This is a genomic window from Daejeonella sp. (assembly GCF_017495225.1).
Lineage (GTDB): Bacteria > Bacteroidota > Bacteroidia > Sphingobacteriales > Sphingobacteriaceae > Daejeonella.
Window position 1 is genome coordinate 115,685 of the sequence record NZ_JAFEIG010000017.1, and the last position, 23,466, is coordinate 139,150.

The 23,466-nt window shown below is 35.0% G+C and carries 26 protein-coding genes; 12 read left to right on the plus strand and 14 right to left on the minus strand.

Annotated features, from left to right (window positions below; translation table 11 throughout):
* Positions 1–109 precede the first annotated feature (109 nt).
* From QZ136_RS06955 to QZ136_RS06990, 8 genes are all read left to right on the plus strand, one after another.
* Positions 110–904: a thymidylate synthase gene (locus QZ136_RS06955; RefSeq protein WP_291401816.1), complete on the plus strand. Its 795-nt coding sequence runs from the start codon at positions 110–112 to the stop codon at positions 902–904.
* A 3-nt stretch (positions 905–907) separates the two neighbouring features.
* Entirely contained in the window at positions 908–1,393 is a 486-nt protein-coding gene (locus QZ136_RS06960) for a dihydrofolate reductase (RefSeq protein ID WP_291401817.1), read from the plus strand.
* Between the two features lie 113 nt (positions 1,394–1,506).
* Entirely contained in the window at positions 1,507–4,455 is a 2,949-nt protein-coding gene (gene secDF, locus QZ136_RS06965) for a protein translocase subunit SecDF (RefSeq protein ID WP_291401819.1), read from the plus strand.
* A 97-nt stretch (positions 4,456–4,552) separates the two neighbouring features.
* The gene (locus tag QZ136_RS06970; RefSeq protein WP_291401821.1) at positions 4,553–4,996 is read left to right on the plus strand and encodes a MarR family transcriptional regulator; all 444 of its coding nucleotides are present in this window, start codon (positions 4,553–4,555) and stop codon (positions 4,994–4,996) included.
* 26 nt (positions 4,997–5,022) lie between these two features.
* Complete coding sequence (locus QZ136_RS06975; RefSeq protein WP_291401823.1) at positions 5,023–6,027, plus strand: NAD(P)/FAD-dependent oxidoreductase; 1,005 nt, start codon at positions 5,023–5,025, stop codon at positions 6,025–6,027.
* A 1-nt stretch (position 6,028) separates the two neighbouring features.
* Positions 6,029–6,349, plus strand: a complete 321-nt coding sequence (locus tag QZ136_RS06980; protein WP_291401827.1) for a 2Fe-2S iron-sulfur cluster-binding protein — start codon at positions 6,029–6,031, stop codon at positions 6,347–6,349.
* Positions 6,350–6,383: 34 nt separating this feature from the next.
* The gene (locus tag QZ136_RS06985) at positions 6,384–7,685 is read left to right on the plus strand and encodes an NAD(P)/FAD-dependent oxidoreductase (protein WP_291401829.1); all 1,302 of its coding nucleotides are present in this window, start codon (positions 6,384–6,386) and stop codon (positions 7,683–7,685) included.
* A gap of 72 nt (positions 7,686–7,757) precedes the next feature.
* Positions 7,758–8,606: a hydroxymethylglutaryl-CoA lyase gene (locus QZ136_RS06990; protein WP_291401830.1), complete on the plus strand. Its 849-nt coding sequence runs from the start codon at positions 7,758–7,760 to the stop codon at positions 8,604–8,606.
* A gap of 65 nt (positions 8,607–8,671) precedes the next feature.
* Here the strand turns inward: QZ136_RS06990 and QZ136_RS06995 are convergent, their stop codons facing one another.
* Both QZ136_RS06995 and fbaA read right to left on the minus strand, forming a co-directional pair.
* Entirely contained in the window at positions 8,672–9,100 is a 429-nt protein-coding gene (locus QZ136_RS06995; RefSeq protein WP_291401832.1) for a GNAT family N-acetyltransferase, read from the minus strand.
* 91 nt (positions 9,101–9,191) lie between these two features.
* A complete protein-coding gene (gene fbaA / locus QZ136_RS07000; RefSeq protein ID WP_291401834.1) occupies positions 9,192–10,271 on the minus strand; it encodes a class II fructose-bisphosphate aldolase in 1,080 nt (359 codons plus the stop codon).
* Positions 10,272–10,437: 166 nt separating this feature from the next.
* Between fbaA and accD the strand changes: the two genes are divergently transcribed.
* Complete coding sequence (accD, locus tag QZ136_RS07005; RefSeq protein ID WP_291401836.1) at positions 10,438–11,280, plus strand: acetyl-CoA carboxylase, carboxyltransferase subunit beta; 843 nt, start codon at positions 10,438–10,440, stop codon at positions 11,278–11,280.
* Between the two features lie 53 nt (positions 11,281–11,333).
* Here accD and QZ136_RS07010 read toward each other — a convergent pair whose 3' ends face one another.
* From QZ136_RS07010 to glmM, 3 genes are all read right to left on the minus strand, one after another.
* Positions 11,334–12,230 (minus strand): MBL fold metallo-hydrolase, encoded by an 897-nt coding sequence (locus tag QZ136_RS07010; protein WP_291401838.1) that lies wholly within the window; start codon positions 12,228–12,230, stop codon positions 11,334–11,336.
* Between the two features lie 336 nt (positions 12,231–12,566).
* Positions 12,567–13,700: a cysteine desulfurase family protein gene (locus tag QZ136_RS07015; protein ID WP_291401841.1), complete on the minus strand. Its 1,134-nt coding sequence runs from the start codon at positions 13,698–13,700 to the stop codon at positions 12,567–12,569.
* Between the two features lie 103 nt (positions 13,701–13,803).
* Entirely contained in the window at positions 13,804–15,195 is a 1,392-nt protein-coding gene (gene glmM / locus QZ136_RS07020) for a phosphoglucosamine mutase (RefSeq protein WP_291401843.1), read from the minus strand.
* Between the two features lie 97 nt (positions 15,196–15,292).
* Between glmM and QZ136_RS07025 the strand changes: the two genes are divergently transcribed.
* The 3 genes from QZ136_RS07025 to QZ136_RS07035 are packed head-to-tail and all read left to right on the plus strand — an operon-like array spanning position 15,293 to position 17,299.
* On the plus strand, positions 15,293–16,030 hold the full coding sequence (locus QZ136_RS07025; protein ID WP_291401845.1) for a class I SAM-dependent methyltransferase: 738 nt from the start codon (positions 15,293–15,295) through the stop codon (positions 16,028–16,030).
* A complete protein-coding gene (locus QZ136_RS07030; RefSeq protein ID WP_291401847.1) occupies positions 16,023–16,604 on the plus strand; it encodes a phosphatase PAP2 family protein in 582 nt (193 codons plus the stop codon). Before QZ136_RS07025 ends, QZ136_RS07030 begins: the two co-directional genes overlap by 8 nt.
* Positions 16,586–17,299 (plus strand): ZIP family metal transporter, encoded by a 714-nt coding sequence (locus tag QZ136_RS07035; protein WP_291401849.1) that lies wholly within the window; start codon positions 16,586–16,588, stop codon positions 17,297–17,299. The genes QZ136_RS07030 and QZ136_RS07035 overlap by 19 nt, the downstream gene beginning before the upstream one ends.
* Before the next feature lie 32 nt (positions 17,300–17,331).
* Here the strand turns inward: QZ136_RS07035 and QZ136_RS07040 are convergent, their stop codons facing one another.
* The 9 genes from QZ136_RS07040 to QZ136_RS07080 form a co-directional block, all read right to left on the minus strand.
* Complete coding sequence (locus tag QZ136_RS07040; protein WP_291401851.1) at positions 17,332–17,781, minus strand: MarR family transcriptional regulator; 450 nt, start codon at positions 17,779–17,781, stop codon at positions 17,332–17,334.
* A 74-nt stretch (positions 17,782–17,855) separates the two neighbouring features.
* Positions 17,856–18,014, minus strand: a complete 159-nt coding sequence (locus tag QZ136_RS07045; RefSeq protein WP_291401853.1) for a DUF5522 domain-containing protein — start codon at positions 18,012–18,014, stop codon at positions 17,856–17,858.
* Positions 18,004–18,954 carry an MBL fold metallo-hydrolase gene (locus QZ136_RS07050; protein WP_291401855.1) on the minus strand — a complete coding sequence of 317 codons (951 nt, stop codon included), beginning with the start codon at positions 18,952–18,954 and terminating at the stop codon, positions 18,004–18,006. The genes QZ136_RS07045 and QZ136_RS07050 overlap by 11 nt, the downstream gene beginning before the upstream one ends.
* The gene (gene coaE, locus QZ136_RS07055; protein WP_291401857.1) at positions 18,944–19,549 is read right to left on the minus strand and encodes a dephospho-CoA kinase; all 606 of its coding nucleotides are present in this window, start codon (positions 19,547–19,549) and stop codon (positions 18,944–18,946) included. The genes QZ136_RS07050 and coaE overlap by 11 nt, the downstream gene beginning before the upstream one ends.
* The gene (locus QZ136_RS07060) at positions 19,542–20,495 is read right to left on the minus strand and encodes a YbbR-like domain-containing protein (RefSeq protein WP_291401859.1); all 954 of its coding nucleotides are present in this window, start codon (positions 20,493–20,495) and stop codon (positions 19,542–19,544) included. Before QZ136_RS07060 ends, coaE begins: the two co-directional genes overlap by 8 nt.
* Before the next feature lie 80 nt (positions 20,496–20,575).
* Entirely contained in the window at positions 20,576–20,866 is a 291-nt protein-coding gene (gene yajC, locus QZ136_RS07065) for a preprotein translocase subunit YajC (protein WP_291401861.1), read from the minus strand.
* Between the two features lie 21 nt (positions 20,867–20,887).
* Positions 20,888–21,334, minus strand: coding sequence for a DUF1573 domain-containing protein (locus QZ136_RS07070; RefSeq protein ID WP_291401863.1), 447 nt, complete (start codon positions 21,332–21,334; stop codon positions 20,888–20,890).
* A gap of 12 nt (positions 21,335–21,346) precedes the next feature.
* Positions 21,347–22,291 (minus strand): transcription antitermination factor NusB, encoded by a 945-nt coding sequence (nusB, locus tag QZ136_RS07075; RefSeq protein ID WP_291401866.1) that lies wholly within the window; start codon positions 22,289–22,291, stop codon positions 21,347–21,349.
* 39 nt (positions 22,292–22,330) lie between these two features.
* On the minus strand, positions 22,331–23,419 hold the full coding sequence (locus QZ136_RS07080) for a Glu/Leu/Phe/Val dehydrogenase (RefSeq protein ID WP_291401867.1): 1,089 nt from the start codon (positions 23,417–23,419) through the stop codon (positions 22,331–22,333).
* Positions 23,420–23,466 lie beyond the last annotated feature (47 nt).

Consider the following 23,466-nt stretch of genomic DNA (forward strand, 5'->3'; position numbering starts at 1 on the left):
ACTTTTATAAAAAAATTAGACTTGCAAAAGTACATTAATATTTTATTTGCTGATATTTGATTTTTAGCAATAAAAACTAAACAAAAGAATCTAACACCTATCATCATACATGAAACAATACCTTGATCTGATGCAGCATGTTCTGCAAAATGGAACTCAAAAACATGATCGTACCGGCACGGGCACCATTAGTGTTTTTGGTTATCAGATGCGCTTTAATTTACAAGAAGGCTTCCCATTAGTAACAACTAAGAAAGTCCACCTAAGATCCATTATACATGAATTAATCTGGTTTTTAAAGGGAGAAACTAATATTGCCTATCTCAAAGAGAATGGAGTAAGTATTTGGGATGAATGGGCAGATGAAAAAGGAGAACTCGGACCGGTTTATGGTTCGCAATGGAGATCATGGCCAACACCAAATGGAGGTCATATTGATCAGATTAGTCAGGTTATTAATCAAATAAAATCGAATCCTGACTCTAGAAGATTAATTGTATCCGCATGGAATGTGGCGGAGATTGAAAATATGGCACTTCCCCCATGTCATAGTTTTTTTCAGTTTTATGTTGCAGAGGGGAAATTAAGCTGTCAACTTTATCAAAGAAGTGCAGATATCTTTTTAGGAGTTCCATTTAATATTGCTTCCTACGCCCTACTAACCATGATGGTTGCCCAAGTTTGTAATCTCCAACTAGGCGATTTCATTCATACATTGGGGGATGCGCATCTATACAATAATCACCTCGATCAAACAAAACTTCAATTAAGCCGTGATTGCCGTCCAATGCCACAAATGAAATTAAATCCAGATGTAAAAAATATTTTCGATTTTAAATTTGAAGATTTCATTCTTGAAAATTATGATCCTCATCCACACATTAAAGGCGCTGTAGCCATATAAAACATGAAAATAAGCCTAATAGTAGCTGTAGATGAAAAGAATGGAATTGGAAAGAACAATCAATTGCCTTGGCACCTACCTGCCGATTTACAGCATTTTAAGAAGATAACTACAGGCTTTCCTATAGTAATGGGAAGAAAAACTTTCGATTCTATTGGAAAAGCACTCCCCAACAGAAGAAATATTGTGATTAGCCGCCAAAAAGACCTTGAAATTAATGGTGTTGAGGTCTGCGATTCACTTAAAAGCGCAATTTCATTGTGTAAAGATGAACAAGAAATATTTATTATTGGTGGTGCTCAAATATTTGAACAATCATTAGATATAGCTAACACACTTTATTTAACAGTTATTCAAAATAATTTTTTTGCGGATACCTTCTTCCCCGAAATAGACAAAAAACTATGGAAGGAAAGCTCAAATGAGCCTCATGAACCCGACGAAAAGAACATTTATTACTATAATTTTAAAAAATATGATAAGATTTAGCATATCTTTTCATTTCTCTACTAAAGAACTATTCCAAAAAACAAAAATTTAATTAGCTTTGGCGTCTTAACCAAAATAGGCTTAAATCAACATTAACAGACAATTAAAATAAAATGCAAGGTAAAGGATTAATAAAATTCGCAGCAATAGCGCTCACAATCGCGTGTTTGTATTCACTTTCGTTCACATGGATAGCGAATAAAGTTGAAAAAGAAGCCAAGGAGTTTTCAAAAGGAGATGTTACAAAAGAAAAGAGTTATCTTGATTCTGTAGCCTCTGTACCGGTGTTTGGTAGCTTAGATTACATCACATACCAATACGCTAAAGAACGTGAAATTCCTCTAGGGCTCGACTTAAAAGGCGGTATGAATGTTACCATGGAAATTTCATTAAGTGAAATGGTACGTAACCTAGCCAACAACAGCACAGATGCAAATTTCAATGCAGCAATTAAAAACGCTGAAAAAGCAACAGCTGAAGGTGATAAAGATTTTATCTCTGCTTTTGGTAGAGAATATGAAAAGCTTAGTCCCAATTCAAGACTTGCAACTATTTTTGCAACTAAAGAGAATTCAGCTAATTTAAAGATTGATGCTGATAATAAAGCGGTTTTAGATTTCTTAAGAAAAGCTGCTGATGGAGCAATTGATCTTTCATTCAATATCCTACGTACTCGTATCGATAAATTTGGTGTAACTTCACCTAATATCCAGAAACAACAAGGTACTAACCGAATTTTAATCGAATTACCTGGGGTTACTGATCCTGACCGTGTTCGTAAATTATTACAAGGTTCTGCAAAACTTGAGTTTTGGGAGACTTACGACAATTCAGAAATATTCGGTTTACTTCAAAATGTAAACAGCATTTTAGCGAGTTCAGTAAAATCTACTGATACAACAAAAACTACTGCGGCTCAAGATACTTCAAAGAGTAAACTTGCTGCATTAGGTAAAAAAGATAGTAATGCTACAGATAGCGCAGCAATAAAAAGTAAATTACAAGCTGAACAAGCAAAACAAAATCCTTTGTTTGCCTTGTTAAATCCTGCAACTTTCCAAGGACAAGATGGTCAGACAAACTTACAGCCTGGACCTGTAGTTGGATATGCTGCCTTAAAAGATACTGCAAAAATCAATTCATATTTTTCATCTACAGCTGTTAGAGCCGTTATCCCACAGAACATAAAATTATATTGGGGAGTAAAAGCAATTTCTGAAGAAAGTAAAGTATTTGAACTTTATGCATTAAAAACTAGCAATTTAGCTGGCGGTCCTGCATTAGAAGGCGATGTAATTTCTGATGCTCGTTCTGATTATGATCAGCGTGGGAATCCAGAAGTTGTGATGGTAATGAACGCTGATGGAGCACGTTCATGGCGTACAATTACTGCAGCAGCATCTGCCAATGCAAGTAATAAAAGAAGTATAGCTATTGTTTTAGATAATCTTGTTTACTCTGCTCCTACCGTTCAGGGCGAAATTCCAAATGGTATTTCATCAATTAGCGGAAGTTTCAAAATTGAAGATACTCAGGATCTTGCCAATGTATTAAAAGCAGGTAGATTACCAGCTCCAGCTAAAATTGTAAGTGATTATGTAGTTGGTCCATCATTAGGAGCAGCTTCAATCTCTGCAGGTTTATTATCAACGATAGCAGGTATTATCTTCATCCTCATTTTCATGGGAATGTATTACAGCACTGCAGGATGGGTAGCAAATATTGCATTAATCGTTAACTTATTCTTCCTAATGGGTGTTCTAGCATCTTTAGGTGCTGTTTTAACTTTACCAGGTATCGCAGGTATCGTGCTTTCATTAGGTATGTCGGTTGATGCAAACGTCCTAATTTATGAACGGATTCGAGAAGAAATAGCTGAAGGCAAATCCATTAGATTAGCCATCACTGAAGGTTTCAGAAAAGCTATGCCATCGATTCTTGACTCAAACATCACCACATTCTTAACTGGTGTGATTTTGTATATTTTCGGTCAAGGTCCGATAGTAGGTTTCGCAACCACCTTAATGATCGGTATCGTAACCTCACTTTTCGCAGCTATTTTTATCTCACGCTTAGTATTCGAATGGTTACTTGATGGAAAGAAATCTATTGGTTTCTCAATCAAAGCGACTCAAAATCTATTTAAAGATTCTAAATTCGACTTCATCACTGGCCGTAAGCGTTTCTATTTCTTATCAGCTGCCATCATTGTTGCTGGTATTATTTCTGCATTCACCCAAGGATTCAGCCTAGGTGTAGATTTCCAAGGTGGTAGAGCTTATTTTGTTGCTTTTGAAAAACCTGTAGAAGTTGAAAATGTACGTTCAATCTTAGTTGATGAATTTGGTACAGCCGTAGAAGTAAAAACATTTGGTTCATCAAATCAAGTTAAAATCACTACTGCTTATCTTATCAACGATAATTCTGATCAGGCTAATGATCAGGTTAATGAGAAATTAGCTGCTGGTTTGAAAAAAATTAGTCCTAATTATGAGATTAAAGATTCACAAAAAGTAACTCCTACCATAGCTGATGACATTAAAACTTCAGCTATTTGGGCAGTAATTTTCTCAATCTTAGTAATCTTCTTATACATTTTGGTACGATTTAGAAGAATGGCATTTGGTTTTGCAGCAATTCTTGCACTTGTTCATGATGTGCTTGTTTTACTTGCAATATTCACCATATTCAATGGTTGGTTACCGTTCTCTTTAGATATCGACCAAGCCTTTGTTGCAGCGATTCTAACAGTAATGGGTTACTCAATCAACGATACAGTAGTTGTATTTGACCGTGTTCGTGAATATATTGGTCAGCACCACTCTAAAAACGAAGATCTACCATCTGTTATTAATAATGCACTAAACAGCACTTTAAGTAGAACAGTGATCACCGGTATCTGTACCATTGCGGTACTTCTTATCATCTTCATCTTTGGTGGTGAGATATTAAGAGGTTTCTCTTTTGCGATGCTAATCGGTGTTATCTTCGGAACTTATTCATCTTTATTCGTAGCAACACCATTTGTTGTTGAATTCATTAAAGAAAAAGAAAAAGTTTAATTACCAATTTCATCAAAACAAAAAAGCATCCGCAAAAACGGATGCTTTTTTGTTTTATAACAATTTTATATAGATATTTGTTGTACTAACAATAAGTATGGCAACAGAAAAATTTAGCACCTATTCTTATTTGCTGGATCGTACGGCAAGAAAGGTTAAGCAATATGCTCAGCGTCGTTTTAATGCGGAAAATTACGATATCACAGTTGATCAATGGTTAATTTTAAAGAACCTGAACAACGAAAACGACCTAAATCAGAGTCAGTTAGCAGAAATAACTGGCAAGGACCACCCTACATTAACGAGAATCATTGATCTTTTATGCCGAAAGGGACTTACAGAGCGAAAAATACATCCATTAGACAGACGATCATTTCATATTCATCTTACCGAGTTAGGAAGGAATCGCGTTGTTGAATGGAGTCCTAAAATGTCTGAAATACGTATGAAAGCATGGGAAAACCTTTCCGAGGATGATTATTTAAATCTAAAAAGAATTCTGAACACCATTTATGCTAATCTGGATAATGAAAGTGAATAATTTATCTAAACCAAGAAATAAATAAAATGATATCAACAGACCTTTGCATAATTGGAGCTGGCCCAGTCGGACTTTTCGCTGTATTTGAAGCAGGTTTACTCAAGATGAGATGCCACCTGATAGATACATTACCGCAAGTTGGTGGCCAATTATCAGAAATATACCCTCAAAAACCCATTTACGACATACCGGGATATCCTGAAATTAAGGCTCAAGAGCTTGTTGAAAGATTGAAGGAGCAAATTGCACCATTTAATCCTGGATTTACTTTAGGAGAACGAGTTGAAAAGTTAGAGAAACAAGCTGATGGTTCAATTATTGTAGAAACTAATGATGGCACTAAGGTGCATTGTCAAGTTGTTGTAATTGCTGGCGGATTAGGATGCTTTGAGCCACGCAAACCAGAAATAAAGGGGCTTCTTGATTTTGAGGGTAAAGGAGTAGAATATATGGTTAAAAATCCTGAACATTTTCGGAATAAACGAGTGGTTTTAGCTGGAGGAGGTGATTCAGCACTCGATTGGACTATTTTCCTAGCAGATATTGCTGCTAAAGTAAGTTTAATCCATCGTGGTGATACATTTCGTGGAGCACCCGACTCAGCCGAGAAAGTCCATGAATTGGCAAGTACCGGCAAAATCGATTTAATATTACAATCTAACCTCTTGAGTGTTTCAGGAGATAAGCATCTTCAAGAAGTCCGTTTTATTGGTAGAGACCAAGTCGAAAAAACAATTGAAGCCGATTATTTAATTCCGCTTTTTGGCTTAAGTCCCAAATTAGGTCCTATAGCCGAATGGGGATTAAATATTGAAAAATCTGCTATTGAAGTAAATACTTTTGATTACTCAAGCAATATAGAGCGAATTTATGCTATTGGTGATATCAATACCTATCCAGGTAAGCTAAAACTCATTTTATGCGGTTTTCATGAGTCTGCTTTGATGGTTCAGAGTGCTTTTAAATACGTGTACCCTGATCAAAAACTAAGTTTTAAATACACTACCGTTTACGGCGTAAACTCATTTTAAAATGATCAATATAACAATTGAAGATAGAAATGGAGAGCAGCAAGATGTTGAAATTCCTGAAGAGATAAGCTTAAGTCTGATGGAGGTTTTAAGAGCCTCAGGATACAATATTTTGGCAACCTGTGGCGGAATGGCATTATGCGCAACTTGCCATGTACAAGTGTTAAAAGGTTTAGAAAAGCTACCTGAAGCTGGAAATGACGAAATGGATATGCTAGATACCCTACCCGATGCAAATTTCGATAGTAGATTGGCTTGCCAAATCCGTATGACTGAAAGGCTAAATGGCATGATTTTTAAGATTAAAGGAGATGAACAATAATAATTTTCCTTCATGATCTTAAAAATCAAACAAAATGAATCGGCCAACATTAAATTCAAATGGGTTTCCCAAAATTATTATCATAGGAGGAGGTTTTGGAGGAATTGAGCTAGCAAAACGTTTAAAAGATAAAAATATAAACGTTATCATGCTCGACAAACATAATTACCACACTTTTCAGCCCCTCCTTTATCAAGTAGCAACAGGGGGGCTAGAAGCAGATTCAATTGCTTACCCGCTACGCAAAATATTAAATAATCAAGAGAGATTCACCTTTAGAATGGCCGAGGTGAAGCATATTGACCCCTCCATTAAAAAGATTTATTCAAACATTGGCGAAATTGATTACGACTATTTAGTTATTGCAACTGGATCAGATACTAATTATTTCAGTAATAAAGAAATCGAACAGTTTGCGATGCCCATGAAATCAATTCCAGAAGCATTGAATATAAGAAGTTTGATACTTCAAAATTTAGAAGAGGCATTAATTACAAGCAATCCAATCATAAAAAACTCACTTTTAAACTATATAATTGTTGGCGGTGGTCCAACGGGTGTTGAACTAGCTGGTGCTTTAGCTGAACTAAAAAAACACGTAGTCCCAAATGATTATCCCGAATTAAATATAAACGATATCAATGTTTACCTAATTGAGGGTGGATCAAAACTTTTAGCCAATATGTCTGAAAAGGCCTCCGTTAAAGCCAAACACTTTTTAGAAGAAATTGGGGTACAAGTATTAACAAATATTACCGTAACCAGTTATGATGGTTTATTAATTAAATTATCCAATGAAAGAGAGCTACTTACAAAGAACGTTTTATGGGCTGCTGGTGTCAAAGGAACTATTCCTTCGGGCTTAGATAAGGTGGCAATTACTAAATCTTCGAGGATAAAAGTGAATGAGTTTAATCAAGTAGAAGGGCATTCAGATATTTTTGCGATAGGCGACGTTGCAGTACAAGTTAGCCAAGATTACCCCAATGGATTGCCTGGAGTTGCTCCAGTGGCCATACAACAAGGAAAAACATTAGCTAAAAATCTCATCAGAATACTAAAAAAAGAGAGTCTGCTTCCATTTAAATACAAAAATCAAGGTTCAATGGCTACAATAGGAAGAAACTTAGCTGTAGTAGATCTAGGAAAACTTCATTTTCAAGGCACATTTGCTTGGTTTGTGTGGATGTTTATTCATTTAATGTCTTTGGTTGGATTTCGGAATAAAGTCATCACCTTTGTAAATTGGGTTTGGAGTTATATAAGTTTTGATCGCGGGACAAGGCTAATTATTAGGAAATATACTCGTGACACGAAGCCAAATAATGAATTATAATTTCATCCTAAAATTTAAAATCACATATCTTTAAAAATATAGATTTGTAAAGGCAAGGATGATTCAACATTTATGACAAAACTAATTGAATGCCCAAGAGATGCTATGCAGGGGCTCCATGAATTTATCCCTACAGAAATAAAAGCAGAATATATCAATCTCTTAATCAAGGTAGGCTTCGATACTATTGATTTTGGAAGTTTTGTATCTCCTAAAGCTATTCCGCAGCTAAAAGATACAAATGCAGTATTGGAGAAGCTTAATTTGAAAGAAAATGGTACAAAATTATTAGCTATTGTAGCAAATAAACAAGGTATCGAGGAGGCTATAAAACATCAAGAAATAAACTATTTAGGCTTTCCTTTTTCAGTTTCTGAAACATTTCAACAAAAAAACACCAATTCAAGCATTGATGAATCATTAATAAGTGTTGAATACCTATTGAACAAATGTGACAAATCAAACAAAGAAGCAGTAATCTATTTATCCATGGGATTCGGAAATCCTTATGGTGATGAATGGAGCTATGAGATTGTAGAACATTGGACTAGCGAGCTTGCTAAGCGAGGTGCTAAAATTTTATCCCTAGCCGACACAACCGGTGTATCAAATCCCGAAAAAATTAATTATCTATTCCCACAGCTCGTAAATAGCTTCCCAGAGATAGAATTCGGAGTTCATTTACATAGTAATCCTCTTAATTGGCTTGAAAAAATAGAAGCTAGTTGGCTTAGTGGCTGCAGACGCTTTGATAGCGCCCTCAGGGGATTTGGAGGATGCCCTATGGCGAATGATGAACTCACAGGAAATATCGCAACAGAGAGCCTTATTTCATTCCTAGAAGCAAAAGGAGAACATCTTTCCTTAAACATGGAAGCATGGAATGAGGCAATGAAGTATTCGAATAAGGTATTTGGTTAATCGTAGGGACAGGTCGCGACCTGTCCTCTCAAATCCAAGGACAGATCGCGACCTGTCCCTACAGATTATTTCGCCAACACCATTTTAAAATGTTGTATTCCTGCCTCTTCGAATTGATTGCCTGATTTTTCAAATCCAAATTTGGCATATAAAGGCATTGCAGTTAATTGAGCATGCAGATATACATAAGAGGCATCTTCTGGAAGATCTTTAATAACAGAGCCAACAAGGGCTTGCCCTAAACCAATTCCTCTGTATTCTTTTAAAACTGCGAAGCGCTCCAATTTATAACCCTTATCAGTCTTGCGCCACCGAGAGGCACCAGCCGGTGTTCCATCAACTAATCCTATAAAGTGTACAGATTCATCTTCAAATTCCCATTCAAGTTCTGGGGGACAATTTTGCTCTTCTACAAAAACTATTTTCCGGATTGCAAAAACCTGCTCCAATTCTTCATTGGTACTAACTTTTTTAACTTCAATGGAATGATTCATATTTTTAAATTTATTGTAGAATCCTGATTTTCGGATTCTTATTACTATCAAAAAAGGGCCTCAAAAGGCCCTTTTTTATTTATTTAAAGCATTAAAGCTTATCGTTTGCATTCATACAATTGAGATCATCAAATGCATGCGCTAAGCGCTTAACGAAAGTTTCTTCTCCTTTACGTAACCAAACACGAGGATCATAGTATTTTTTATTTGGCGAATCGTCGCCATCAGGACTTCCGATTTGGCTTTGAAGATAAGCTTCTTTAGATTTATAATAATCCTTAATACCCTCCCAATAAGCCCATTGCATATCTGTATCGATATTCATTTTAATTGCACCGTAAGATATAGCCTCTCTAATCTCTTCTTTAGATGAACCTGAACCACCATGGAACACAAAATTGATTGGTTTTTCAGGACTAAGATTAAATTCTTTACGAATATAATCTTGTGAATTTTTGAGAATCACTGGCTGTAATTTAACGTTGCCAGGCTTATAAACCCCATGAACATTTCCAAATGCAGCTGCAACGGTAAATTTATCACTCACCGTGCTTAATTCTTTATAGGCATAAGCAACTTCAGAAGGCTGAGTATATAATTTTGAGCTGTCAACATCTGTATTATCAACACCATCCTCTTCCCCACCGGTAACACCCAACTCAATTTCTAGAGTCATGCCCATCTTTTTCATGCGCTCAAGATACTTTTTGCTGATCTCAATATTTTCTTCAATAGATTCTTCAGAAAGATCAATCATGTGTGAAGAAAAAAGAGGTTTTCCATGAAGAGCGAAGAATTTTTCACCATGATCAAGTAAACCATCAATCCAAGGTAAAAGCTTTTTTGCCGCATGATCTGTGTGTAAAATAACCGCCACTCCATAATGTTCAGCTAGAAGATGAACATGTTGAGCCGCCGATACAGCACCTAAAATGCATGCATTTAAATTATCATTATTTAAGGATTTACCGGCATAAAACTGGGCTCCACCATTAGATAGCTGAATAATTACAGGAGAGTTTACAGACTTAGCTGTTTCCATCACTGCATTGATTGAGTTTGTTCCAATTACATTGACTGCAGGCAATGCAAACTGATGTTTTTTGGCTATTTCAAATAATTCTTGAACTGCATCACCATGCAAAACACCTTTAAATCCTTTTAAATTCATTTTATTTTCAATTTGTTTAACAGCCTCTAATTTACGAAAAAATGGCTTATTTTCAATTAAAATAGCCTACAAATACATCTAAATAGCTTTTTTTTATTCAATATCCACCCGAAAGCATTCCTTTCTTAAATTTTTTGTTTCTTTGTACGTTATACAAATATCCAAAATGGCCTGGTTTAAGAGAGAAAATAAGGGGATTATCACCTCCACTGAGGAGAAAAAAGAAACACCTGATGGGATGTGGAATAAATGTCCATCCTGTAAAAAACCCTTGCACTATGCAGAGCAAGTAGAAAACAAATATGTTTGTCAATATTGTGCTTTTCATTTAAGAATTGGATCAAAAGAATATTTTGAAATCCTTTTCGACAATAATGAGTTTACCGAACTTTTTGCAAATATCCGCTCAGGAGATCCGTTAAACTTCACTGACTCTAAAAAATACACTGAACGATTAGAGGAAAGTTATGCAAAAACAGGGCTTAATGATGCTATACGTGCGGCAACCGGAAAATTAGCCGGACAAGACTTAGTTGTAGCTTGTATGGATTTTAATTTTATTGGAGGGTCTATGGGATCCGTGGTTGGCGAAAAAATTGCACGCTCTATAGATTATAGCATCAAGCATAAGATACCATTTATGATGATTTCTAAATCGGGAGGCGCCAGAATGATGGAAGCAGCATTCTCATTGATGCAAATGGCTAAGACATCCGCTAAATTAGCCCTTTTAAGCAAGGCAAAAATCCCCTACATCTCATTACTTACTGACCCAACAACAGGTGGTGTAACAGCTTCCTATGCGATGCTAGGAGATATAAATATTTCAGAACCTGGCGCTCTAATCGGCTTTGCTGGTCCGAGAGTAATTAAAGAAACTATCAAAAGAGATTTACCTAAAGGTTTCCAAACCTCAGAATTTGTTTTGGAACATGGATTCTTAGATTTCATCGTAGACAGACGTCAGATGAAAGAAAAACTAGGATCATTCCTTAAAATGATATCCTAAATAATTTTAAGGAGTGATAAATTAGATTATCACTCCTTAAAATTTCAAAATAACTAGCTAGACAATTCTTGTAAAGCTGCAGTCAAACTCCGCTCAATCCCTTGTCCCTGATACTCCTCCGCTCCCGGAATTCGATCAGCTTTCATAATTTCTTCTTTTGATTTTCCTGACTTCAGCTCAGCTTTAACAAATGTCAGAAGCTTTTCAAGATAATTTTGCATTGCCCTTAAATCTGCCTTTGTACCTGTTACCTTTTCAGGATCTAATGAATGACCGAAAATAAATAAAGTATCATTATCGTATTTTGCAATGGCCTTTTCCAATACCTCGGTCCAGCTTTGGATATTCGCCCCAGCACTCTTATCAATAAAAGGATAACGCCTATTAAACATCAAATCGCCCATGTGGGCAATATTTGCATTCTCAAAATGAACAATAATATCGCCATTGGTATGTGCTGCTCCAAAGTAGGTAGCCTGAATTTTTTCAGAACCTACTTTCGCTTGCCATTGATCCTGAAATACAGTATCGGCAAACAATTGCTTATCCTCCGATTTTTGTGCAGCAGCAGTCTTTTGGTGATTAACAAGGCAATTAACATGTCCTACAACTTTTTCTGCAAAGCCCTTGAATGCAATATTACCACCAGTATGATCTCCATGATGATGGGTATTTATTAAATATTGAAGCGGCTTTTCGGATGCTTTTTTCAATTCAGCAATAAGGTTCATCGCAGGATTTTGAAATTGCGTATCAACAACAGCCATGCCTCCGCTATTTGATAACCAGGCAATTGTGCCACCCTGCTCTGTAAATATGCCTACATTATTTCTTAAAAGCTTAAATTGATATTTTGGTTGAATTAAGATATCCGCTAAAGATTTATTTTGAGCTAATGCAATCATTCCTAAAGAAAGACCTGCATATTGGATGAATTTTCTACGTTCCATAAAATAATATGATTTTCTAATAAATATAACATAAAAAATCCCGTTTATACGGGATTTTAGAATTACAAAGTACCTGGTTCATGGTTGAACCCTATCGAATGAAGATTCACTCGACCGTGAGAATGATGTTTGAAGCTATATCCGGAACGTAAGCCACCATAATGATGTTTACTTGTTGTTATTTCCTTTAATTTATCCTTGCTTGCATCTTTCTTCTCTGAGCTTGAAAACATGCTTTTTTTCATAAATCCTCCTTCTCAATTACAATAACAATTTACAAAAAAGCTAGGACATTAACAAGAAGAATCGATAGAGATTATCTAATTATTATCGTTTTTAAGAAACATGACATAATTCTTTCACCTTTTCGATAACATAGTCAATTTCTTCCTTAGTATTAAATTTACTGAATGAGAATCGTACTGCAGGCCTATTAGGAATTGCTTGTATTCCATTTAAAACATGAGAACCAATATTTGTCCCGGAGCTACATGCACTCCCCCCAGATGCCGATATTCCGGCAATATCAAGGCTAAAAAGTAACATCTCTGCCATTTCCATTTCTGGGAATGAAACATTCAATACCGTATAAAGACTTTTTTCAGGTTCAGTTTCTCCATTAAATTCTATTCCAGGAACATATTGAATTAACTGTTCCTTCATATAAGTTTTCAAGTTTTGGATATGTGCTTGGTGAGCTGCCATTTCATTATAAGCCATTTCTAATGCCTTAGCTAAACCAATAATACCATACACATTTTCAGTCCCACCCCTCATATTTCTTTCTTGTGAGCCTCCAAAAATCAAAGGATTAATCTTTACGGCATGGTTAATATATAAAAAACCAACACCTTTTGGTCCGTGAAGTTTATGTGCTGCACAAACCAGAAAATGAACTTTTAACTTACTTAAATCATGCGGATAATGACCCATGGTTTGAACCGTATCGCAATGAAAAATAGCATTGTATTGTTCGCATAAATCGCCAACCACTTCTAAATCAGTAAGAGTTCCTATTTCATTATTGGCATGCATCAAAGAGACAAAACTTCGATCATTAGTGCTCAATAATTCTTCCAAATGCTTATAATCAACACAGCCTTTTGAATCTATGTTTACATAACTAAGCTTAATTTCACCACTTTTCTCAAGAGCCTGAAGGGTATGAAGAACTGCATGATGTTCAATTGAAGAAGTAATAGCATGTTTTATGCCGTGATCAATAATCCCACAACGAATAGCCATATTATCTGCTTCTGTTCCACCTGAAGTAAAGAAAAACTCTGATGGAGATGCTTGCAATAGTGATGCAACAGTTTTACGAGATTTTTCTATTAAAGTCCGAACCTCTCTACCATGTGCATGGATAGAAGATGGATTACCATATTGGCTTTCCATCACTTCATACATTGATTTTAAAACTTCTTTATCAAGCGGTGTTGTTGCTGCATTATCTAGATATACGCGCATTTTTATTTTTTAATGTAGAATAATAACCTGCAAATGCCATTGGTTAAAACGAATGCAGGTATGAAGGATATTTATCGCAAAATTAGTGATATTATTTTTATGACTATTCCGTCAGACTCAATATTTCTTTAATATCTGATATAATTTTTTGAGCTAAATTTTCGGCCATTGTCTCTGAGCTTGCTTCCGAATAAATTCTGATGATTGGCTCTGTATTTGATCTTCTCAAATGAACCCATTGCTTATCAAATTCAATTTTCAATCCATCAATAGTGCTATGCGGTTGATTTTGATAACGTTTTTCAACTTCAGCCAATAAGGCATCGATATCCATTTCGGGGGTTAATGTTATTTTATTTTTTGAGATAAAATATGCTGGATAAGAGGCTCTTAATACAGAAACAGTCTGCCCTTTTTTAGCTAAATGAGTTAAAAACAAGGCAATTCCAACCAAGGCATCGCGTCCATAATGCGATTCAGGATAAATAACGCCACCATTACCTTCACCACCAATAATAGCATTGGTTTCTTTCATGGCATTTACAACGTTAACCTCCCCTACAGCTGATGCTGTGTAGGTGCAAGAAGCTGCTTCGGTTACATCTCTTAAGGCGCGAGTAGATGATAGGTTAGACACCGTGTTTCCTGGAGTATGGCTTAACACATAATCAGCAACAGCAACAAGCGTGTACTCTTCACCGAACATAGATCCATCCTCACATACAAAACATAAACGATCTACATCTGGATCAACGGCAATACCTATATCAGCCTTTTTGGCAAGTACTTCACGTGATAAATCAACCAAGTTTTCAGGTAATGGCTCCGGATTATGCGGAAATTCGCCATTGGGTTCACAATACAATTCATGTACCGTATCTACTCCTAAAGCTTTTAGAAGAGCCGGAATAAATATCCCACCGGAAGAATTAACACAATCAATAACTACCTTAAAATTAGCTTTACGGATAGCATCCACATCAACAAGAGGCAATGCCAATACCTTATCAATATGCTTTTGTAAATAAGTATCATCATAAACAACTGAACCTAAATCATTTACCTCAGAATACTCCAAATCAGTCTTTTCTGCTTGTGCTAGAACCCATTGACCCTCAGAATCAGAAATGAACTCACCCTTTTCATTGAGAAGCTTCAAGGCATTCCACTGCTTAGGATTATGGCTGGCAGTTAAAATAATACCTCCACCTGCATGTTCATCAGGCACAGCTAGCTCAACTGTTGGCGTAGTTGAAAGTCCGAGATCAACAACATCTATCCCAATACTTTGAAGTGTTCCTACGACTAAATTTCGGACCATTTCGCCTGAAATTCTAGCATCTCTGCCAACTACAATTTTTTTCTTACCCGTATTAGCAATAACCCACTGACCGTAGGCTGCTGTAAATTTAATAATATCGGGAGGTGTTAAGCCATTACCTGCTTGACCACCTATTGTACCCCTGATTCCTGAGATTGATTTGATTAAAGCCACTTTGTCAATTTAAAGATTCAAAAATAACAAATCCATTGAATACAATATTGTAAAAAGGTAAATGTATATATTTGCATTCTAATTCTGCAAGCTTCATATGCCCAAAAAATGGTTTCAAAACTGGTTTAGTTCACCTTATTACCACATTCTATATCATCAAAGGAATGATGAAGAAGCTGAATTTTTTATAGATAACCTATGTGCTTTTTTAAAACCTCAGCCGGAAGCCAAATTGCTCGATATAGCTTGTGGTCGTGGTAGGCACTCTGTCTATCTTAATAAAAAAGGTTATGATGTTACAGGCATAGATTTATCAAATTCTAATATAAAATTTGCCCAACAGTTTGAAAATGAGAGCCTTCAGTTTCTCGTTCATGATATGAGAAATGCCTTTTACATCAATTATTTCGATATCGCATACAACCTTTTTACCAGTTTTGGATATTTCGAAACCGAAAAAGATCACTTGAAGGCACTTAGTGCATTTAATAAATCGCTTAAAAAATCTGGCATTTTAGTGCTCGATTATTTCAATAGTGAAAAAATTATGCGCCATTTAACGCATCAAGAAGTTAAGCATGTTGATGGAATTGATTTTCATATCAGCAAGAAGGTTGAAAACGAAAAAATTATAAAAAGCATCTCATTTGAGCATAAAAACAAAGAATTTTCATTCAAAGAGGAGGTAAAAGCCTTCAGCAAGAAAGATTTTGAGTCAATGTTTAACCAAAGCGGATTTAAAATTTTAAATCATTTCGGCGATTATTCATTAAATCCATTCGATGAAGTAAAATCTGACCGACTAATATTTATTTGCCAAAAAAACAATGATTGATCAACTAGTTCAATTTGACCGAGATTTATTCTTTGCCATAAATCACGGCCTCAGCAATGGCTTTTTTGATTGGTTAATGCCAATTCTAAGAGACCGCTATACTTGGGTCCTACTTTACCTTTTTATCATCGTATTTTCAATAAAAAATTATGGTAAACAAGGTTTTATAATGATTTTGTTTTTGGCAATGACCTTCGGAATAAGTGATTTTTTATCCTCTTCAGTTATAAAACCAAGTGTTCAGAGGTTAAGACCATGCAATGAAACAGAAATTAAAATTAAGGTGAATAATTTAGTTGATTGCGGTACTGGATATAGTTTTCCATCTTCGCATGCCACAAATCATTTTGCTATAGCCGTATTTTTAATCATGATGTTTTATCATAAATGGAAGATTATTCTACCTATCGGAATACTTTGGGCAGCATCCATTAGTTTCGCACAAATTTATGTAGGAGTACATTACCCAATCGACATCTTAACAGGAAGACTTCTTGGAAGTAGTATTGGACTAGGGATGAGTAAAATTTTATTATCAAACAAATCGTTTAAAACATGGAAATCTGGGAACTGATTTTACTTTTTAGCAGTTCTACGTTGGGTGGACTCGCAATATTTCTGTTTAAAAAAGACAATACCAATAGATTAAAGTTAGTTTTATCATTTAGTGGAGCATATCTATTTGCCATTACAGTATTGCACTTAATGCCTGATGTGTATTCCTCAAATAATCCTCAAATTGGCTTATTTATACTTGGAGGTTTTCTCCTTCAAATTTTCATGGAACAATTTTCGGAAGGGATTGAACATGGTCATATCCATAAACATAGTCACCAACATGTAGTTTTCCCATTTGGGATTATGATAAGTTTATGTTTACACGCATTTCTTGAGGGAATGCCTTTAGCACAAGGGCAACATCAAGAACTTGTTTATGGAATAGCTTTACACCATATACCTGCAGCATTCGCATTAGGAAGCGTTCTGTTGGAAAATAAATTAAGCAAAGGAAAGATATCAGGATTACTAATATTATTTGCGCTAATGAGCCCTTTGGGCTATTGGCTGAGCTTTGAAATAGGACAAGGATCTATTGGGAATATTGAAGTCTATTTTGATCAAATCATGGCTGTGGTAATCGGTATTTTCCTACATATTTCAACTACTATTCTCTTCGAATCTAGTGTAGATCATAAATTCAATTTGAAAAAAATAATTGCTGTCCTGCTTGGAATTGGAATCGCATTAATGGGATTTTTCTTGCACTAAATAGGATAAGTAGATCTTTAAATTTTTATCAATTAATACCTCATTTTATCTAATAAATCACTCAAAATACCAGCATCTGCATTATTAAAATCTTCATTTAGAATCTGATCAAATAATAATTCACCGTCTAATTTTGAAAGTATATTAAGACCCTTAGTGGTAATCAATATATCAACAGCGCGCCGATCATTATTATTTATTGTACGGTCAACCAATTCTTTTTGAACTAAACGATCAACAATTCTCGAAGCATCAGACATTTTATCCAGCATGCGCTCTTTTATTAAATTAATGGTAGCTGGATTAGGACGCTGGCCACGCAAAATACGCAGCACATTGTATTGCTGAAGAGTTATATCATACCTATTAAGTTGTTGTCTTAATAAATTTGTTATCCAGCCATAGGTATAAATCAAATTAACAATCGACTTTTGGTGATTGTTATCAAACTTATTACTGTTAATTTCTTTACCTATTTCCATATTATTTAGTTTTTAAAACCGATTTAATAAAGAACAATTTTCTTACAAAGATATAATTATAATTACTAAGAAATTTATTTAATATTTAAATTAGGTTTTATGGCTTGCCCATATTTCCAGGGACAGTGCTTACATTTATTTTTGCAGCAGGAACCTCTTTTTAAATGGTAGGCTTCTGTGAACACCAGATTCCCATCTTCATCTAGGTAATAATCAATGTTTTCAATGAGCATAGTTTAACAATTTTACTAATAATTTATCTTTAAAATGCTCTTTTAAAAAAGATCCATCACCATGGAGGGTCCAAACCTGTTTGGGCTCAACTTCCTTTAACATATTTATAATATCGTTCCAATCTACATGGTCGGAAATCAGGATTTGTAGATCATTATTTCTTTGAAGGCGCATCCAGCCTGAGGCAAAAGCTCTAACAACATTTTTTGCTCTGATATAGCTATTAAAGGCTAGCGGAGGTACAATATATACTAAATTTTGATCAGGCTGCTTCATTGACTTCCTATTGTATAGCTCATATTTTCCCACATTAAATCCGAAAGATTCATAGACTTTATTGATGCTAAAAATGGAGTGGTGAACGTATGTACTGCGTTGTGGACAATGATCTGTAATAAGTCGTGTAAGCCTTTGAGCTTTACCAAGTGAGTATGCACCTAGCAAGATATTATGATTCATTTCACTAAACTTTTTAATCTCCTCAATAGCATCTGGATGCTGAATAGAAGGATCAGCAAAAGTGGTTTCAGTAATTAAAACATCTGCTTTAACAAATTCAATTGGCTCACAAGTTAGATCATATTGCAACTTATAATCGCCTGTATATAAATACCTTACACCGTCATATTCCATTAATATTTGTGCCGAACCTAAAATATGACCGGCAGGAATAAAACTGATTTTTACACCATTTAAATCAAATGTTTCATTCCAGGTATGGATATAAAAATTTTTAGCTGCCTGTTTTTGATAACGATGTTGCATGATCGCAGCAGTGGCTGCTGTACAATAAACATTTTCATTAGCTCTAACGGCATGATCGCCATGAGCATGGGATATAATTGCCTGATTAACAGGAATCTTCGGATCAAGGTAAAAATTACCAATTCGGCAAAACAAGCCAATTTCATTAAGAATTAGAAAATCTTCAATAATCATAATTGCGACTAATTTTAAGAAATTGTTGATGAAGATCTAAAATTTGAGGTATTAACAAGCGATTTTCATCATTTATAAGAATATGATTTGCCAATTTCATCTTTTGCTCATCGCTAAACTGGCGTTTCATCCTCAACATAATTTCCTCTTCACTGATATGATCTCTTGCTTTAATGCGACTAATTCGGGTAGATTCCGGAGAAATTACCAGAATTGATAGATCGCACATTTTATAGGATTCACTTTCATACAAAAGAGCAGCCTCTTTAAGAATGTAGGGTACTTCTTTTTGTTCTGCAATCCATCTGTCGAAAGCCCTAAAAACAGCAGGATGAACCAAAGCATTTAATTTATTTAGCTGCGATTGATCTTTAAAAACGATGGATGAAATATATGGCCTATTTAGCTGTCCATCAATCGAATAAGATTCTGGCCCGAATGTATTAAGGATTTTATTTTTCAATTGAGAATCAGTCTGCATAATTGTTTTTGCAACATTATCTGCATAAAAAACTGGAATTCCCAATAATTCAAAAACCCTGCAAACGGTTGTTTTACCACTACCAATTCCGCCTGTAATTCCTACTTTAATCATCAATTTGAATAATAAAATCTAAATTTTGCGGTTCAATTTTCACTAATTCACAATAGTCAGGGAATTTACTAATTATCACAGGCAATTGTTTATAGCCCTTTAACTTCCATTTATCTATGTCGGCAGTGACTTCAAAACTACCTCGCTCAACCTCATTATAATTGCCTAATGCGGTCAAAACAGTAATTTTTACTTTATCTGGAAGCAATTTCACATTCCTAAATTCATTATTATTAATTAGCTTGACCGGTACCTCAACAAGCTTTTCAGTAAATTCATCGACAAAAATTTCAATATCAACTACTCGAGGATAAATACTAATATTAGCTTTCAATGGATTCTGAAGTAAGATTTTAGTATTTATATTACTGTTGATATTTTTCAATTCAAGAGTATCGGTAGACCAATATTCGAGCTTATCGAGCTCATTTTGCGGCCCCGAGACTGTTACAAAGGCTGGCGATACTTTAATTTTATCTGAAATGCCATAATGACTTTGAAAACGAATATCAGTATTAACCCGTATTGGGATTTTTTTAAAGACTCGAGAAGAAAAATCGAAATATAGCGTATCGGGATAAATTCCGATAACTTTTTGATTGGATTGAAACTTCCGATTTATACCTGATAATTGGTCTGAAAGATCTATAAAAGATTGTTTTTTTAGTATTCCTAGATTTACATCAACCGATTGGGGCTTAATTCTCAATTTAGAAAACAGTAACTGCCATCCAGTACCTTCAACTTGAAGATTCACAGTATCAGACTGTAATGAGGTAAATGCCTTATTTTCAGGAATATTTACAAAACGAACTAATGTTTGAACTTGATAAACATAGCTATTAGAGAGTGCAAAGAACATCCATGCCCCTACCGCAAATGCTAAGCAGACGAAGAACAAAGAAATTCGGCGACGTTCAATTGGACTAAATTTTACAAATGGCATATCTTAAATCCTGTTCAAATTTAGCTAAAATAAAAACGCCGCTTCAAAAGAAGCGGCGATCATTTAATTTAATTTCTTGATTACTTGACTGTTGTCTGATTTAGAGCTTTAGATGCCTCTAAAGATACCGCAGATTTATCAAAACGAATTTTAGTCCCACTCTCTACCTCAATTAAAAAAGTAGTATCATTCAAATCAACAATTTTACCATGTATTCCTGATAAAGTAATCACTTTATCACCCTTTTTTAACTCTTCAACAAACTTTTTATGATCTTTTGCCTTCTTCATTTGTGGGCGAATCATAAAAAAGTAAAACACCACGATAATTAGCAGCATAGGTAAAAACTGCCCGATTTGATCCATATTCATATTCTATTTTATTTTAGGTTATCATTCCTTAGGTAATACATTACCTAATATATTTAATTCTGTAAGTGTAGGATTAGTATTTGCAGTAATACTAACTACCTTATTTTGCATTCCTGGCTTACCTGTGCTATTGAAAATTACTCTAATTACACCTTCAGCACCTGGCGCTAATGGCTCTTTAGGATATTCTGGTATGGTACAACCACAAGTAGCCGTTGCACTACTAATGATAAGCGGAGCATTACCAATATTTTTAAATTTAAAATCGTAGCTAACCTTCTCCCCTTCTTTAATTTCACCAAAATCATAAACCTCTTTTTCAAATTGAAATGCAGGTACATTGGTATTAGCTACTGTATCAACAGTGCTTGTTTCATTTTGATTTACAGACTCTGTATCTGTTGCTGTTTGATTGTTACATGCCGCCAAAAAAGACGATAAAACTAGGAAATATAAGATTTTTTTCATATATTATTACTGTTATAATAAGCCTTTACCGGTTTTTCTAAGTTTGCCGGCCGACTTCAAATCTGCTAAAATTTTATCTAAAATACCGTTTATAAATGAATTGCTTTTAGGAGTACTAAATTCTTTTGAAATCTCAATATACTCGTTCATAGTTACCTTGATAGGGATAGTAGAAAAATGGATTAACTCAGTAATCGCCATTCGCATGAGCAGAGTATCCATTAAAGCAATTCGTTCTGAGTCCCAGTTTTTAGTTTTCTGTGCAATTAATTCCTGATATTCGGTCTCAAAGGAAATTACTTTTTTCAATAATTCAATTAAAAAAGATTTATCCTCATCCCAATTAGGGCATATTTCAGCGAGTTTGTTCTCCTCAGGGTTTACACTCGAAAAATTCTTGAAAGTTTTAGCTACCAAAGCTTGAAGCACATCTTTATCAACCGACCAGTTTATAAATTTTTCTTCAAAAATTTGCTCAATCCCTGGAGATTTAAGAATCAATTTCTTAAAAATAAACTTAATGATATCCTTATCCTTTTGAATGGTATGATCTGTAAGTCCTAGGAATGTTTTATACTCTTCAGAAGCTTTTAAAGTAATAAAGATTGATTTTCGTACTTCAGGATCAAAATCCCAAGAAATTTTATACTTTTTTACTGCGGCAAGGTATTCAGGATTTTGCTTCAGAGAAGCAATAAATAAATTGTTTTGAATCTTTACACTTGCATTCAAATCTTCTTCTGAAGGCAAAAACTTATTTGCACGCTCTTCAGCATCAATTATGCTGTAATCAGCCACTTCAATCAATAAAGATAGAAGCCAGATATACATTTCATAAACCTTATCAACACTTTGTAGTAAAGCCTTTTCATAGGGTAATATTTCCTTAACCTGCGATTGCTGATATGAATATAATACCTGCAACGCTTTAACCCTCAGATGCCTTCTGTTTAACATGTATAAGAACGATTTTGTGTTTAATAAATCCTATTAAAATTAATAGGAAGCTTTTATTTTTCTAATATCCTCAATTCTTTTTTCAGCAATTTTATTTGCTGCTTCATAAGTTGGAATATTTTCAAGTTTTGATTTTTGTATTACTTTTCTTGTTGCGTCGTAAATATTCTCTGTAATTTGAAGGGTTTTTTTCTTGTTAAACCCTGCAATTTCAGAATAACAGTTGATTAGTCCGCCCGCATTTATCAAATAATCCGGCGCATACATAATCCCCTTCTCCAATAACATATTTCCGTGTATCACCTCATCTGCTAGCTGATTATTAGCAGAACCTGCAATAATTGAACATTTCAAGCGATTGATGGTCTCTGTATTTACTGTTGCTCCAAGAGCACAGGGAGAATAAACATCGATATCAAGATCAAAAATACTATTATTAGAGACGGCAGTTGCTCCATATTTTTGAGCTACCTGTGCTAAACGCTCTTCATTAATGTCACTGATATAAACTTTAGCATTTTCATTTCTAAGTAAAGCAATCAGGTTTTCACCCACCTGGCCAGTCCCTTGAACAGCAATTGATTTACCTGCTAAACTATCATTACCAAATTGTTCTTTCAAACAGGCTTTTATACCCATAAAAACACCTTTAGCAGTCACAGGAGATGGATCGCCGCTCCCACCAATAGACTCAGGAATTCCAGTAACATGTTTCGTTTCCATACGAATATATTCCATGTCACGAGGATTAGTACCTACATCTTCGGCGGTAATAAATGAACCATTTAAGTTTTCAATAAAGCGTCCGAAACGGCGCATAAGTGCTTCCGACTTGTGTAAACGACTATCTCCAATAATTACAGCCTTACCTCCCCCTAAATTTAATCCAGTGATGGCAGCTTTATAAGTCATGCTTCGCGATAAACGCAAAACATCATGCAATGCCTCCGTTTCAGATTTGTATGGCTGCATACGCGTTCCACCTAAGGCAGGGCCTAATGTAGTGTCATGAATAGCAATAATTGCCTTCAATCCCGTACCAGGATCACTACAATAAACTAATTTTTGATGGCTGAAAGCATCAAGCTGACTAAAAACTGAATGTTCATCAAATTGGGATAATGTCATGTTAATTGGAGCTCTTTACCCGACAAAAGTAGTAAAATTTCCAAACT

What these genes read in the sequence shown, in the direction of transcription:
- QZ136_RS06955 (WP_291401816.1), top strand. Translation starts at nt 110, where the DNA reads ATGAAACAATACCTTGATCTGATGCAGCATGTTCTGCAAAATGGAACT.
- QZ136_RS06960 (WP_291401817.1), top strand. Translation starts at nt 908, where the DNA reads ATGAAAATAAGCCTAATAGTAGCTGTAGATGAAAAGAATGGAATTGGA.
- secDF (WP_291401819.1), top strand. Translation starts at nt 1,507, where the DNA reads ATGCAAGGTAAAGGATTAATAAAATTCGCAGCAATAGCGCTCACAATC.
- QZ136_RS06970 (WP_291401821.1), top strand. Translation starts at nt 4,553, where the DNA reads ATGGCAACAGAAAAATTTAGCACCTATTCTTATTTGCTGGATCGTACG.
- QZ136_RS06975 (WP_291401823.1), top strand. Translation starts at nt 5,023, where the DNA reads ATGATATCAACAGACCTTTGCATAATTGGAGCTGGCCCAGTCGGACTT.
- QZ136_RS06980 (WP_291401827.1), top strand. Translation starts at nt 6,029, where the DNA reads ATGATCAATATAACAATTGAAGATAGAAATGGAGAGCAGCAAGATGTT.
- QZ136_RS06985 (WP_291401829.1), top strand. Translation starts at nt 6,384, where the DNA reads ATGAATCGGCCAACATTAAATTCAAATGGGTTTCCCAAAATTATTATC.
- QZ136_RS06990 (WP_291401830.1), top strand. Translation starts at nt 7,758, where the DNA reads ATGACAAAACTAATTGAATGCCCAAGAGATGCTATGCAGGGGCTCCAT.
- QZ136_RS06995 (WP_291401832.1), bottom strand. Translation starts at nt 9,100, where the DNA reads ATGAATCATTCCATTGAAGTTAAAAAAGTTAGTACCAATGAAGAATTG.
- fbaA (WP_291401834.1), bottom strand. Translation starts at nt 10,271, where the DNA reads ATGAATTTAAAAGGATTTAAAGGTGTTTTGCATGGTGATGCAGTTCAA.
- accD (WP_291401836.1), top strand. Translation starts at nt 10,438, where the DNA reads ATGGCCTGGTTTAAGAGAGAAAATAAGGGGATTATCACCTCCACTGAG.
- QZ136_RS07010 (WP_291401838.1), bottom strand. Translation starts at nt 12,230, where the DNA reads ATGGAACGTAGAAAATTCATCCAATATGCAGGTCTTTCTTTAGGAATG.
- QZ136_RS07015 (WP_291401841.1), bottom strand. Translation starts at nt 13,700, where the DNA reads ATGCGCGTATATCTAGATAATGCAGCAACAACACCGCTTGATAAAGAA.
- QZ136_RS07025 (WP_291401845.1), top strand. Translation starts at nt 15,293, where the DNA reads ATGCCCAAAAAATGGTTTCAAAACTGGTTTAGTTCACCTTATTACCAC.
- QZ136_RS07030 (WP_291401847.1), top strand. Translation starts at nt 16,023, where the DNA reads ATGATTGATCAACTAGTTCAATTTGACCGAGATTTATTCTTTGCCATA.
- QZ136_RS07035 (WP_291401849.1), top strand. Translation starts at nt 16,586, where the DNA reads ATGGAAATCTGGGAACTGATTTTACTTTTTAGCAGTTCTACGTTGGGT.
- QZ136_RS07040 (WP_291401851.1), bottom strand. Translation starts at nt 17,781, where the DNA reads ATGGAAATAGGTAAAGAAATTAACAGTAATAAGTTTGATAACAATCAC.
- QZ136_RS07045 (WP_291401853.1), bottom strand. Translation starts at nt 18,014, where the DNA reads ATGCTCATTGAAAACATTGATTATTACCTAGATGAAGATGGGAATCTG.
- QZ136_RS07050 (WP_291401855.1), bottom strand. Translation starts at nt 18,954, where the DNA reads ATGATTATTGAAGATTTTCTAATTCTTAATGAAATTGGCTTGTTTTGC.
- coaE (WP_291401857.1), bottom strand. Translation starts at nt 19,549, where the DNA reads ATGATTAAAGTAGGAATTACAGGCGGAATTGGTAGTGGTAAAACAACC.
- QZ136_RS07060 (WP_291401859.1), bottom strand. Translation starts at nt 20,495, where the DNA reads ATGCCATTTGTAAAATTTAGTCCAATTGAACGTCGCCGAATTTCTTTG.
- yajC (WP_291401861.1), bottom strand. Translation starts at nt 20,866, where the DNA reads ATGAATATGGATCAAATCGGGCAGTTTTTACCTATGCTGCTAATTATC.
- QZ136_RS07070 (WP_291401863.1), bottom strand. Translation starts at nt 21,334, where the DNA reads ATGAAAAAAATCTTATATTTCCTAGTTTTATCGTCTTTTTTGGCGGCA.
- nusB (WP_291401866.1), bottom strand. Translation starts at nt 22,291, where the DNA reads ATGTTAAACAGAAGGCATCTGAGGGTTAAAGCGTTGCAGGTATTATAT.
- QZ136_RS07080 (WP_291401867.1), bottom strand. Translation starts at nt 23,419, where the DNA reads ATGACATTATCCCAATTTGATGAACATTCAGTTTTTAGTCAGCTTGAT.